This window comes from Cerasicoccus frondis (genome assembly GCA_031296915.1).
Classification (GTDB): Bacteria; Verrucomicrobiota; Verrucomicrobiia; order Opitutales; family Cerasicoccaceae; genus Cerasicoccus; species Cerasicoccus frondis.
Window position 1 is genome coordinate 196,684 of the sequence record JAVDPC010000001.1, and the last position, 12,623, is coordinate 209,306.

Annotated in this window: 11 protein-coding genes; 8 read left to right on the plus strand and 3 right to left on the minus strand. The window is 54.4% G+C overall.

Going from position 1 to position 12,623, the window contains the following annotated elements:
- The first annotated feature begins 632 nt into the window (after nt 1-632).
- Nucleotides 633-1,580, plus strand: coding sequence for a hypothetical protein (locus RBB63_RS00850; protein WP_309380136.1), 948 nt, complete (start codon nt 633-635; stop codon nt 1,578-1,580).
- A gap of 9 nt (nt 1,581-1,589) precedes the next feature.
- Nucleotides 1,590-2,498 carry a hypothetical protein gene (locus RBB63_RS00855; protein ID WP_309380138.1) on the plus strand — a complete coding sequence of 303 codons (909 nt, stop codon included), beginning with the start codon at nt 1,590-1,592 and terminating at the stop codon, nt 2,496-2,498.
- A gap of 15 nt (nt 2,499-2,513) precedes the next feature.
- Here RBB63_RS00855 and RBB63_RS00860 read toward each other — a convergent pair whose 3' ends face one another.
- Entirely contained in the window at nt 2,514-3,005 is a 492-nt protein-coding gene (locus RBB63_RS00860; protein ID WP_309380140.1) for a hypothetical protein, read from the minus strand.
- A 164-nt stretch (nt 3,006-3,169) separates the two neighbouring features.
- On the opposite strand from RBB63_RS00860, the gene RBB63_RS00865 reads away from it, so the two are divergent.
- The 6 genes from RBB63_RS00865 (at nt 3,170) to RBB63_RS00890 (ending at nt 9,630) form a co-directional block, all read left to right on the plus strand.
- Complete coding sequence (locus tag RBB63_RS00865; RefSeq protein ID WP_309380142.1) at nt 3,170-4,540, plus strand: MFS transporter; 1,371 nt, start codon at nt 3,170-3,172, stop codon at nt 4,538-4,540.
- Nucleotides 4,541-4,628: 88 nt separating this feature from the next.
- On the plus strand, nt 4,629-5,702 hold the full coding sequence (locus RBB63_RS00870; RefSeq protein WP_309380144.1) for a response regulator: 1,074 nt from the start codon (nt 4,629-4,631) through the stop codon (nt 5,700-5,702).
- Between the two features lie 59 nt (nt 5,703-5,761).
- Nucleotides 5,762-6,919: a glycerate kinase family protein gene (locus RBB63_RS00875; protein WP_309380146.1), complete on the plus strand. Its 1,158-nt coding sequence runs from the start codon at nt 5,762-5,764 to the stop codon at nt 6,917-6,919.
- Nucleotides 6,920-6,957: 38 nt separating this feature from the next.
- Nucleotides 6,958-7,758 carry a peroxiredoxin-like family protein gene (locus RBB63_RS00880; protein WP_309380148.1) on the plus strand — a complete coding sequence of 267 codons (801 nt, stop codon included), beginning with the start codon at nt 6,958-6,960 and terminating at the stop codon, nt 7,756-7,758.
- 54 nt (nt 7,759-7,812) lie between these two features.
- Nucleotides 7,813-8,772 carry an AEC family transporter gene (locus tag RBB63_RS00885; protein WP_309380150.1) on the plus strand — a complete coding sequence of 320 codons (960 nt, stop codon included), beginning with the start codon at nt 7,813-7,815 and terminating at the stop codon, nt 8,770-8,772.
- A 99-nt stretch (nt 8,773-8,871) separates the two neighbouring features.
- Nucleotides 8,872-9,630 carry a hypothetical protein gene (locus tag RBB63_RS00890; RefSeq protein WP_309380152.1) on the plus strand — a complete coding sequence of 253 codons (759 nt, stop codon included), beginning with the start codon at nt 8,872-8,874 and terminating at the stop codon, nt 9,628-9,630.
- Between the two features lie 10 nt (nt 9,631-9,640).
- On the opposite strand, the gene RBB63_RS00895 is transcribed toward RBB63_RS00890, so the two are convergent.
- On the minus strand, nt 9,641-10,909 hold the full coding sequence (locus RBB63_RS00895; RefSeq protein ID WP_309380154.1) for an amino acid permease: 1,269 nt from the start codon (nt 10,907-10,909) through the stop codon (nt 9,641-9,643).
- Between the two features lie 371 nt (nt 10,910-11,280).
- Complete coding sequence (locus RBB63_RS00900) at nt 11,281-12,603, minus strand: Gfo/Idh/MocA family oxidoreductase (protein WP_309380156.1); 1,323 nt, start codon at nt 12,601-12,603, stop codon at nt 11,281-11,283.
- Nucleotides 12,604-12,623: the final 20 nt, after the last annotated feature.

The following is a 12,623-nucleotide window of genomic DNA, read 5'->3' on the forward strand; positions in this document are numbered from 1 at the left end:
GTTCATATCCGCTTCCTTTCGTATTCGGTCCTAAGCCTACCATATCGAAAGTTAAGCGATAGTTAATGTGGTTAATTTATTCAAAACAAGGCAAAACGGCACCCACAAACCAGACCTTAGGCCCTTTCAAGCCATTCCACCTAGTTTCAAGAGTAGCTGACCGTCATGGAGCGCGGTAAGGCGCGGAATGAAGGGTCAGCGATCTCTCCTGGTCCGGTTGCTGGTTGCGTTTGCAAGTTGGAGGAGTGGAATTGTTTGTAGGTGAATTTCAGGCAGATGGCAATCCCTCAGAGCGATAGGAATACCTTTTCTGTATTAGAGTGGCTTGGGGTCTCCGGGTCTTGGCGTGAACCACTCATGCGTTATTAAATCTCACGCAAAGACGCGAAGCCCCAAAGGAAATGCGAGGAAAAGTATTCTGACCGAGCTCCGAGCAAGCTTTTGATTTCATGCTCCGACAACCAAGACAATCCCGCATTAGGGCCAAGCCCAAAAAACCATTAAGTTTATCTTCATCTCTATGGTGTATAATACGGCTATGCATAAATCCTACTTTTACTGCACATGGCTCGGCGATCAGTCGCAGCGGCCATAGAAACACACCAACGCGCACGAAACGACTGGAGGCACACATGACAAGCAAAGTTCTCACACTAGCCCTAACCTTAACTTCCGTCGTCAGTATCTGTTCGGCGAGCGAAACCACCAACATCTACGTCATCGAGTACGATAGCAACCTCTACATGACGATGTATGGTCGGCAAAGCACCGATGATGGACTGTTCGGCGCCTTCAATAAGGAAAATGACACCTACTCCAACAGCACCCTGCAAACAGCGCTCTACCCATCATCTGGCGTGTTCAGCTTTTTGGACTCTCAAGAAACCGATGACTCCTACGACGTGGATGAATGGTACACCAGTCTGGATATCGAGGAAGAAATAGATCCGAGCCTGGATAATGGCGATATTGTCGGCATCCCCGTAGGCACTGCAGATAGCATTATCTTCGACTCAGGCTCCACTTACTCGACCTCTGGCTCCCGCCTATACACCTTAGTCAACGGCTACTACACCCCTTCAGACGATACGTATCTCAACTATACCATAGCCATAACCCAGACGGATTATGCGCAGGATAACATGGCGTTCTTCGCCAAAGCAACTGGCTACACCCTGGATGACGTCGGCTTTTGGGATGTGAGCGATACTTTCTACACCACTACCGAGCTTACCATTCCCTATGACGACGATGCCACGCTGACCTTCTACGCCTACGAATATTCAGTCTCAATGGAAGACTTTTTTGGCACCGTCGAACAGCATTACAAAATATATATCATTGATGCCGGTAGCCGGGATATCGTTGAGTACTTTGCGGCGGTGAGCGGGGAGTTTGAGGACGACGATTTGGACGATATCTACGCCCTCATCACCACCGGCACATCGAGCGGCGGCGATGACCTGATAGAGCTCCCCGGCATTCCAGAACCATCCACCTATGCCCTGTGTTTTGGCATCCTATCCGTGGTGACAACCACGCTCCTTCGTTCCCACAATAAACGCGCCAACAAATGCTAGGTAAACATCATGAAAAGGTCTTACTACTCAATCGCGATTGCCCATTTCCTGGGAGCTGCGAGCTGCCTGGCCAATCACTATACCTATTTCTACATCATCGAATACGACAGTAATTTATACCTGTCGATGTATGGAAAGCAGCAAACCGTGGATGACATCATCGCTGGCAATTTCTTTAGTGGAAGTGGCACCCTCACGAACTTCACTACCTACATAATTCCCTCAGATGGACTAGTAGCCTTTCTCGACTCATCCGAGACAGCTGATTCCTTTAACACTGATATTTGGGAAACCGGCGCCACGAATACCATCTCGAATGTACTTCATGGTGATGAGCTAGACGGTTCAAGCGATACAGACTTCGGATCAGGCAGCAAGATCATCTTTGATTCAGGATCCACATACGCCACCTCAGTTTCTTCACTTTATAAATATGATCCCACAGACGACGCAGGTGGATATGGACTCGTAGTTTCCACCGAGAGCGGCTATGGTGGCAGCCAAATGGCATTTTTTTCCAAGGCAACCGGCTACACACTCGATGATGTCGGCGTCACCAGCGGGTACAGTGATTACTATGAGGAATTCGAAGTTGCCTATGGTGATGATGGCACGATCACAACTGAAGGTTACCACTTCAAATGGAAAGTGGATTCCGGCGTCGACGATGGCACGCAATACTACGAATTCTATCTCGCAGAAGTCAGCAGCAGCATATTTCTGGAATCCGTCATCGAACTGAGTGGCGATTTTTCCGATGATCAGTTGGACGATATTTACGACCTGATATTTGCCACTTCCTCGGACGGCGATGATCTACTCGTCATCCCCAACGTGCCTGAGCCATCTACTTACGCCGTGTGGATCGCCGTACTTTCGTTGGGCGCTGCGATGCATTTCCGGCGTCGCACTACCTAGCCCAAAGCCTTTCAACTACTCTGACTGCGGCTGACTATACTTCGCGCGGTTCACCATTTGGCGGCTGAAATCGAAGACCTCTGTTTTCATCGTCTGGTCAGGGGCAGTCTTACTGCCGGGATTGGGATCTGCCTTCAGAACGATCAGCCCCTTATTGAAATCCCACTGCATGCCGGTCTGCTCGCAGATAATTTCCAGCGCCATGCCGACCTTAATGTTGCGCAGCGAAAGCTTCACCGTCGGCTCCTCGCCCTTGGGCGGCATGTAAATGAACTCAATGCCCGTCACCACCGGCCCCGGGTCTTCCTTCACGGATTCCGCGGCAATGTAGTTCAAGACTTCCGATAGCGGCGCATCCTTAAATTTCAGGTAGGGAATGCGGATGGTCTGCAATTTCTGGTTCGTGACGGTGTTGGGGTTTACCTCGTCATCAGCAACGGCGACCGTAGCCAACCCGTTCATCAGGCAACCGCACAATGCGGCCAGAAGCATCAACTTTTTCATCATGGCGCAACAAGTTTAGGGTTATGCGATAATGATATAACCTTCGCCGTCATTATCCACCCTGCTCAGGCGATCCTTTAATGAAGCTCATTAACCAACCCACTTTTCTTAGCGTATGCGCGCCAACAGTCTTGACGCATTTGGCAAAATGAGAAACGGGTGAAACGATGGAAACCACGGAGCAACGTAATTTGCGCCTGGGCGTTCTGGAAGGACTGTTGGCTACCCCCTGGATTTTGCTCTGCCTGCCAGCGGGATTTCTCATCTCAGCCCTACTGACGCTCTATTACGAAATTTCGCCAGTCGTCTACGGCCTGATCGCCTCGCTGCCCGCTTGGAGTAATGCGCTGCAGATCGTGCTCACGCCCGTGGTCGCGAAATACCTGAACGCGCGCGACTTGGCGCTGGCCCCCGGCTGGATGAACCTTGGCCTCTGGGCCGTGATGACCGCCGTGCTCGGCTACCTGCCGCCCGATGATCCCAAGGCCGCCGGACAACTGTTTCTCATTTTCTTTGCGCTGGCCTCGCTCAGCCAATCGCTGATCGGCGTGGGCTGGACCGCCTGGGTGCAGCAATGGACGCCCACCAAGGTTCGCGGGTCCTACTTTGGCAACCGCAACCGCCTGATCAGCATTGTGACGGTGGTGTTCATGCTCGTGGCCATGGGCGTGCTCAACTGGTTTTCCGATTCGATCTGGGCTTACCAATCCCTGATCATCTTCGCGCTCGTTTGCCGGTTTTTCTCGCTCCTCTGGCAACATTTGATCGTCATCCCGCCGGAAGCCAACACTTCGCTGGTTACTGACAGTTGGATGCGTGACCTCCTCAGTTTGCGCCAGCACAAGACATTCATTTGGCTGCTGGTCTTCGCCAGTTGGTGCGGCTTCTGGATGAGCCTGACTGGGCCGTTCATCCCGCGCTTTGTCTACGAGCACTTGTCCGTGGCGCCGTGGCAGTTCGCCCTCATGAACATCCTAGCCACGCTTTCCGGCGCCCTCACCCTCCCCCTCTGGGGCAAGGTGATCGACCGTCACGGCTGCATTCCGGTGATGTTGCTCGGCATGTTTCTCTGGCAATTGCAGAATTTCCTGTGGTGCATCCTGACTCCGGGCTCTGTTTGGCTGCTTTACCCGATGTGGTTCTGGGGCGGCATGGTCGGCAACGCTTACATGCTCGGGCTTTTCAATCTGCTCTTTAAAGTCATCCCGGAAAAAGGCCGCGCCGCCGCCATCAGCGCCAATATGGCCATCACGTCCGTCGCCTCGGGCCTGGCGCCCATCCTGGCGGGGCAAATTATCGAGCTAAGCGAGGTAAACGGCTGGTCCACGCTCATGGTTTACCGCATCGGCTTCGCCATCAGCCCAACCGCCATCCTGCTCGGTTTGTTCATATTGCGGCGCATTAAGGAGCCGGAAATCTATGGCGAAGGCTCAATCATGGGCGCCATGCGCATGGTCCGCCAAATGCTACAGATTCAAGGCCTGAACTTCCTGGCCAACGCCAGTTTCGTCGCGCCGATCATCAAACGCCGTAAATAGTTCGTGTTTTTCGGTGAAAAGGGATTCATCATAACGCTTGCCGTCAGGGGGAAGGTTTTCCTAGTGTGGCAATTACGAAATTACTGCAATGGCACAGGTATTAATAGTCGACGACATTGAAGGCGTGCATGAAATGCTCGATCTGGTCTTTGAGGAGACAGGGATTGAGCTGCTGCATGCGCTCTCCGGCGAAGCAGCGGTTAAAGTCTTCTGCAACAACACGATCGACCTGGTGCTGACCGATATTGAAATGCCCGGCATGTCTGGCCTGGAGCTATTTTCCGAGCTCAAGAAGATGGATGAGCGCGTTGTCGTAGTTATGATGACCGCCGCCGAATCCCGTGATTTTGTGCTCAAGGCTCTCCGACTCGGCGCATACGATTACATCGAGAAGCCCTACGACGAAGACGAACTCATCGAGATCGTGCAAAAGGGCATTCAGGAGCGCCAACAGCGCCTGCAAGTCGCCACCGCCGACGGGGCGAATCCAGATCTGATCGAGGAAATGGAGCGTCTGCAGCATGAGCTCGATAGTTTCGAAGACACCAGAGCGCAGAACGAGCAACTCGCCGCTGAACTGGAAATGGTGCGCAGCGAGCTCACCCAACGCAAACAGCAGGACAAGCAGTTGAAGCAGAAGCTGACCGAGCTTGAGCTGAAGGAAGGCGCCATGAAGACGATGGAAAACGTCATGAAAGAGCGCATGGAAGCCCTCAAATGCGCCGAGAAGGAGCAAGGCGGCGGCGGACTTTCAGCCGATGCGCAAGCTGAGCTTCAGCGCCTCAAGGAAGAGCTGGAGATGAAGGAGACCGAGCTGCAGAGCATGGAAACCAACATCCAGGAGCGCGAACTATTCCTGCAGGAAAGCGAGGAAAGCCTGTTCGAAAAAGGTCAGCGCCTGCAGGAAATCGAAACCGAGCTCGAGCAAATGCGCGAAGACCTGCAAAAGCAAGGCGGCGGCTCTGGCGGTGGTGGCGGCGAAGGCCTCTCCCCCGAAGAGCTCAGCGAGCTTGAAAACATGCGCACGGCAATCAAGGAGAAGGAAGACGAACTCGCCGCCCGTGAGAAGTCCCTCGCCAAAACTGAAAAGCTCATTCGCGCACGTGAACAATTTCTGGCCCAAAGCGAAACCATCCTTTTTGGCGACAAAGAGGAGGAATAGGCCGAACTCGTTGATTGTAGACCCGTTTTCTACCCCCCTCAAACGGAGCCTGCCACGCCATGCATATTCTGTTCGCATTCGATAAATTTAAAGACTCGATGAACGCCTTCGAGGCCTGCGCCATTGCCCAGGAGGCCCTCCTGAAGGCCCGCCCCAGTTGGGAGGTGACCGTGGCTCCGCTCGCAGACGGCGGTGAAGGCTTTTGCCAGATACTCACGCGCGCTCTTTATGGCGAAATCGTCACCAAGCCCATCATCGGCCCTCAGTTGGAGCCCATGCGCGCCGAAATGGGCTACGTGGAAGCCGCCAAGGTCCCTGCCGCAGTCAAGAAAATGCTGGGGCTGCCTTCCTTTGGCAAAATAGCCATCATTGAAATGGCCCAGGCCAGTGGATTGGAAGCCATCCCGGAGCCTGCGCGTGACCCATGGATCGCCACCTCGTATGGCACCGGACAACTCATCGCCGAAGCTGCGGACGCTGGCGCCAGCGCCATTATTTTAGGCGTAGGCGGCAGCGCGACGATCGACCTCGGCCTGGGCGCCTTGGAGGCGATTGGGCTGGAGTTGCTCGACGAAGGCATGGACCTCATGGACCACGCCGTCCCGCGCGACTGGCATCGTGTATCCCGCCTGCGCGGCGAGATCTGGCCGCACATCCCCCCCATTTACATTGCTTGCGATGTCCAAAACCCACTCCTTGGGCCAAACGGCGCCGTCAGTGTTTATGGCCCGCAGAAAGGCCTCAAGCCCAGTGACATGACGAACTTTGAAAAGGGCTTTGGCGAAATGGCAAAGAAGCTCTGTGGTTTTTTCGACAAGGAGCGCACCGAAATGATGCAGCCCGGCGCAGGCGCGGCTGGCGGCATTACCTTTGGCCTCAGCGTGGCCTGCGACGCCCAACTCGTGCCCGGATTTGACTTGGTGGAGGCCTGGCTGGATCTGAAAAAGAAAATTTCCGCCGCAGACCTGGTAGTGACGGGCGAAGGTCGCTTTGACTCATCGTCCCTCCAAGGTAAGGGCCCGGGCTCCATTCTCAAGGAAACCGCCCGCCAAGGCAAGCCAGCCAAAATCATGGCCGGCATCATCGAAAGCGGCATCAAGCTGCCTGACAAAGCGACTGGCGACGTCCTTGCCCCGGCCAACTACACGCGTGAGCGCTCCATTGCCGACGGCAAGAAGCTGCTCGCTAAGAAGATTTTCGAAGTTTTCTCAAAATAAACCGTAAGGTTTACTGATCTCCTATCGACTACTGCGCCATGTTAAAAATGTTTTCTCCATGCCTGACGATCAAAGTCGTCGCCGCAGCCGTCCTCGGCCTAATTTACGCGAGTAGCCAAGCAATCGCAGCACCATCCTGCTGCTCGGCCGAAACAAAGACTGCAGACGTGCCCAGCCTGCAAAAAGAGCTGGATGACCGAGCCAACAAGTTCGCGGCAACCGCTCCAGAATCAATGAAGGAAACCTTCAAAAAAGGCATCGAGCATGTCGCGCATTCTGGCGCAGTCGAGTCGGCCAAGCACACCGGCGACCAGGCGCCCGACTTTACTTTGCCCGACGCCAAGGGCGAGGAAGTGTCCCTCTCTAATCTGCTCAAGGAAGGCCCCGTTGTCCTGGTATGGTATCGCGGCGGCTGGTGCCCCTACTGCAACATGCAGCTTCACGCCATGCAGGGCATCCTCCCACAGCTCAAGGAAGCTGGCGCACAGCTCGTCGCCATCAGCCCGGAAACGCCGGACAATTCGCTTTCCACCACCGAAAAGAACGACCTGCAATTCCATGTGTTGAGTGATAACGGCAACGCCGTCGCCCATCAATACGGCATCGTTTACTCACTGGATGACGACACTTATAACATCCTCGAAAGCCGTCTTCACCTCTCAGAATACAATGACAGCGAATCCAAGGAACTCCCGCTCACAGTCGCTTACGTGATCAAGCAGGATGGGACCATTGCTTGGGATTTCGTGGATGCCGACTACAAGAAGCGCGCCGAACCCGCTGATATCCTGAAAGCTGTCCAAGCACTGGATGGCGAGGAAGCCGCCCCCGCCAGCTAATCTACAGCCGTCAGGCTGAAAAATTATTTCGACAGCCACTCATCCCTGCACAGGGTGAGTGGCTTGCTCGATTTTACGGACTTGTTTTTCGCAATCGTTCCGGTGTTCCTGATCATGGGCGCTGGCGGGCTGGCGCGTAAGCTAGAGTGGATCACCAACGCAGGTGAGAAAACCCTGCTCAAGCTGGTCGTCAATATTCTCTATCCATCATTTCTGTTTTGGATGGTATCGCGCAACGAATCGCTGCGCACCGAGGGGCTGATCATCAGCGCGGTGCTCACCGGCTTCATCTTCGTCGTCATTGGCTACGCGGTCTTCTATGGCATTGGCCCGTTGTTCGGGATCAAAGATAATGCCGAGCGGCGGACCTTCAGCTTTACCGGCGGCATTTATAATTACGGTTACTTCGCTATTCCGGTCTGCGAACCGCTTTTTGGCCTGGATACGACCGGCGTGCTTTTGGTCATCAGCGTTGGGGTGGAGTTGGCGATGTGGAGCCTCGGCGTGTTGATCGTCAGCGGTGAATTCAACCGCAACAGTCTGAAGCGCATCATATCGCCCCCGCTCGTGGCGATTCTCTTCGCAATCCCCGTCAACTTGCTTGGGCTCACCGATGTAATTCCGGAATTTGCCAGCAAAAGCCTTGATTTGTTTGGACGCTGCGCCATCCCCATCGGCCTGATGATGATCGGCGCCACGATGTGGGATCTCATGTCGCGGGAACCGGTTTTTACGCGCCCATCGGTGGCAATCGGCGCCTGCGTGACGCGACTGGCGATCTTACCGCTGATCCTGGTGTCCGCCTACCTCGTGATCCCAGCACCCCTCCCCCTTCGCGAAGCCGCACTAGTCCATGCCGTCATGCCATGTGGCGTATTCCCTGTAGTGCTGACCAGCGTTTACGGCGGTCGCACCGACATAGCCCTGCGCACCGTGATTCCGACCTGCCTGCTCAGCCTTCTGACGATCCCGCTCTGGATTCAACTGGGGCTGGCCTGGAACGGATGGAACTGATTTTTAAATAAGCCGCATGCGCAGGGCTCGCATCGGATTCCATGCCAAGCATGACGAAAAGGCTTTGCCGATTCAGATTTTATATTATGATGCCTTCCGATGCGATTATTTCTAATAATCTGGCTCTCGGTAATCTGGGCGATGATTCCAACGAATGCCGAAACGATAGCCATCGCCCCTGACCGCCCCCAGAAGTCATTAGGCAAGGAGGTCGACGAAAATGGTTTCGTCAATCTCCAGAACAAAGAAGGAGTCACGATCAAAGCCAAAGTGCTGCAAATATCCGAAGACACCGTTCGGCTCATGCGTGAAGATTACGTCGTCTTTCGTGCTCCAATCGACCTTTTCTCCGATGAAGACCAGGCCTACTTTACCCGGTGGGAATTGCAGGACCTCGGGGCAAATAATCAGCTCGTGAGCATTTCCGCGAGTAAAGTCATAGGCGACACTAAAAGCTACACTGATATCGACACCAAAGGGAAAAGCCGTTCATTTCATTACGTCCTGCGCTTGAGGAACTTGACTAACCGCGACTTACCTGGCGTGCATGTTCAATATCACTATCACATCTCCACCACAGGCCATGTCGATACGCCACTTTCCAGCCATGATCGATCTCCCATGCGTTTCGGAAGAGGCGCCTCCAATACGACCCACATTAGACCAAATCAAGACGTTGAATTCCAGACAAGGTCCGAGTCTCTCTATAACTCACGGACCGAGATGGAAATCGACGGGATCAAATACAAAGGCGGCAGCGGCCGACAGGAGCTCATTGGCATTACGGTATTCCTCTACTATCAGGGCATTCAAATCGCTAGCTTCGCCGACCCCTCCAGTCTGTTGAATAAAAATTAGGTAGTGTTTTTTAGCACCCCTTACGCGGTAGGAACGCCAAGTAAATCGGCACGCTGAGGAACAGCAGGAACATCGCATCGTGCACCAGCTCATTCTCTGAGCCGACCAAGGCAAACAGACAATAGCTCATCGCGAGTATGGTGACCAACCACGCGCCGACGCCGCGCCACCCCTTAAACTCACGATTCCGGCAGCTCGCCATGAACGAAACCGCCGAGTAGAGATACGGCAAGAGCGTTAAAATAATAGCGGTGTCGATGATCTTGTTAAACTGCTGAGTCAGGGAAGGCGAAGCCGTTAAGAGCACGATGACGCTCATCAACGCCGCAGAGATAATGAAGTTCCAGACCGGCACGCCAAAGCGATTGGGTCGCCCGTAAATGCCGGGAAAGATCCCGTCTTTGGCGGCGGATTCCGCCGATTGCGCGATGGTCAAAGTCCAGCCAACCAAGGACCCGCCCGCCTTTAAAATGGCGGCGACACCGATCACCATCGCCCCAATCGGACCAATTGCCTGCTTGACCGCGATGCTGAATGGAGCATCGCTTTTGGCTAACTGCTCGGCGGGAATAATACCCATCAAAACCGTGCAAGTGCTCACGTAAAGCGCCGTGGCGATCAAGAGCCCCAGTAAGGTCGCCAGCGGGACATTCTTTTTCGGATTCTCAATGACGCCCGACGCCACCGATGCGCTCTCGATGCCAATGAAAGCCCACAGGCCAAACGTCGCGCTCGTCGCCAGCGCATCCATGTTACTGATGTGGTTGGGGTTCCATCCCTCCAGGAAGATTTTAGGCTCGAACCAATACCACCCGCAGACTGCAACCGCCGTTAGGGGGATGATGGCGATAGCCGTTGTCCAACCAGTTACAATGCCCACGCAGCGCGGCCCAATAATGTTACAGGCGGTCGCGAGCCAGATCAGGATAATCGTAAATCCCGCCCCCATCCACTGTGACTTGAGCACGGGAATGAACTCCGTAAAGTAACTCGTAACGGTCGTTGCGACGGCAATGTTGCCAACCAGATTTGCGGTCCAGTAAACGTAGTTTGTCTGAAAACCAAGGTATGGCCCAAAAGTTGAACGCGCATAGGCATAGGGACCGCCTGGCTGAGGATCGGTGGCGCCAAGGTAGGCAAACATCAGCCCCAACGCGCCCGCGCCTACCGCCGCCACCAGCCAGCCCCAGATCGAAATACTGCCCACACTGGCCATCGTGACCGGCAGCAGGAAAATACCCGTGCCCACCATATTGACGGTGACCAGCATCGTGGCCATGAAAAGGCCCAACTTTTTATTTCCGGTAACGTGCATGAAGTAGCGTAGCCAGCTTGTCGCCTAACTGCGCTCCCCACAAGCACATTGCAAGCCAGCTTGGCTAGAGCACTTTTCATCTAGATTGGCCGATTCAGGCCGCAGTGATTTTTCGTGTTCAGCAAGGCGGCTTGAGCGTCGCAGGCTGGAAGCCTGTGAGCGAAAAGCCAACAACGCTGGCGCGGAAAAGCACTCGGTTTTGGGCTTGGGGCCAGATTGGAAGTTCGCGGCGTTGGCATTTCAATCACGGGCTTCCAGCCCGCTCAATCAAAGCCGCCTTGCGCTGCATCCAATCTCTACCCCACCTGAATCGGCCAATCTAGATGAAAAGTGCTCTAGTCCAATTGCACCAAGTCTTTCACCTGCACTGCCTGCCCTGTCGCGAAGGACTGGTTCGCGGCAATGCCTGTCAGGATCGACATCGCGCCATCGCGGAATCCAGCCGCGCGGCCCAGCGGGTCCTTGCTCTTTTGAGGGGCGAACAAATCCGCCAATAAATTAATGTCGCCGCCGCCATGACCACCCTCGCCCTGGGGAAACTCAACATGGGTGGGTTTCTCCCACAAAGGCATCAACGTAAGGCGCGTGCTGTGCGTGCAGCCGTCGGAAATATGGCTGTCTCCCGCGCTGATGTAAGAGCTCTCCAGCTCATCCAATTCAATGCGCCCCTTCGTGCCATTGAACGCGACCCGGTAGCCTTCCCAAGGCGAAAAGGCAGTCAGCGAGTAAGACATCTGAGCGCCATTTTGGTAGAGAACATTCACGTTCATCGTGTCCTCTATACTGATGCCGTCGCCGAAGACATTCTGGTCGCGGATGTAGCCGTCGAGATGCTCGGCGTCCAGATACAGTCCCTTCAAGTTTGCGTGGTCATCCATTGTCTTGGCGAAGGGATCATCCTTTGCCGCTTCCGACCCACTGGCGCGATAATATGGACGGTAGTTACCGTATTTCTCGCCGTTGGCTCGGCCATAAAAGCCGAGTTGTCCCAGCCCAAATACGACCTTCGGCTCGCTGCCCAACCACCAGTTAACCAAGTCAAAGTGATGCGTCGCTTTATGAACCATCAAGCCGCCGGAGTTGCGTTTATCACGATGCCAACGACGGAAATAATCCGCGCCATGACGTGTATCGAGCAGCCATTCAAAATGCACCGACTTGACATCGCCGATCACGCCGGACTGGATCAGTTCCTTCACTTTACTGCGCGATGGCGCATAGCGATAATTAAACGTCACCCGCACATTGCGCCCCGTGCGTTTGGCGGCATCGATGATCGCCTGGCATTTTTCAGCGTCGGTCGTCATCGGCTTTTCGGTGATGACGTCGCAGCCGAACTCCATGGCGCGGATGATGTACAAATGATGCGTCCGGTCCATTGTCGTGACAATGACAACATCCGGCCTTTCCTTGGCGATCATTTGATCGAAATCCGCTGATTCGTAGGCTTTAACGGGCTTGCAGCCCCACTCTTCGACGTATCGCTTATTGTGGTAAGCCATACGCTGCGCATTGAGATCGCAGATGGCGACCAGCGTGCTCGTGCTCTGGTAAGTGCGCAGCAACGCTTCAGCAAACATGAATGAGCGACTGCCTGTTCCAACGATGGCGTAGCGTTTCTTGGCGGTCGATTTCTTCACTGGGGATTTCTTGGGCATGCCTTAATCTAACAGATTAT

Excerpts from the sequence above, each read along its gene's own strand:
- RBB63_RS00895 (WP_309380154.1), bottom strand. The coding sequence starts at position 10,909 with ATGGCCACGATGCTGGTCACCGTCAATATGGTGGGCACGGGTATTTTC.
- RBB63_RS00875 (WP_309380146.1), top strand. The coding sequence starts at position 5,762 with ATGCATATTCTGTTCGCATTCGATAAATTTAAAGACTCGATGAACGCC.
- RBB63_RS00880 (WP_309380148.1), top strand. The coding sequence starts at position 6,958 with ATGTTAAAAATGTTTTCTCCATGCCTGACGATCAAAGTCGTCGCCGCA.
- RBB63_RS00850 (WP_309380136.1), top strand. The coding sequence starts at position 633 with ATGACAAGCAAAGTTCTCACACTAGCCCTAACCTTAACTTCCGTCGTC.
- RBB63_RS00890 (WP_309380152.1), top strand. The coding sequence starts at position 8,872 with ATGCGATTATTTCTAATAATCTGGCTCTCGGTAATCTGGGCGATGATT.
- RBB63_RS00860 (WP_309380140.1), bottom strand. The coding sequence starts at position 3,005 with ATGATGAAAAAGTTGATGCTTCTGGCCGCATTGTGCGGTTGCCTGATG.
- RBB63_RS00865 (WP_309380142.1), top strand. The coding sequence starts at position 3,170 with ATGGAAACCACGGAGCAACGTAATTTGCGCCTGGGCGTTCTGGAAGGA.
- RBB63_RS00900 (WP_309380156.1), bottom strand. The coding sequence starts at position 12,603 with ATGCCCAAGAAATCCCCAGTGAAGAAATCGACCGCCAAGAAACGCTAC.
- RBB63_RS00870 (WP_309380144.1), top strand. The coding sequence starts at position 4,629 with ATGGCACAGGTATTAATAGTCGACGACATTGAAGGCGTGCATGAAATG.
- RBB63_RS00855 (WP_309380138.1), top strand. The coding sequence starts at position 1,590 with ATGAAAAGGTCTTACTACTCAATCGCGATTGCCCATTTCCTGGGAGCT.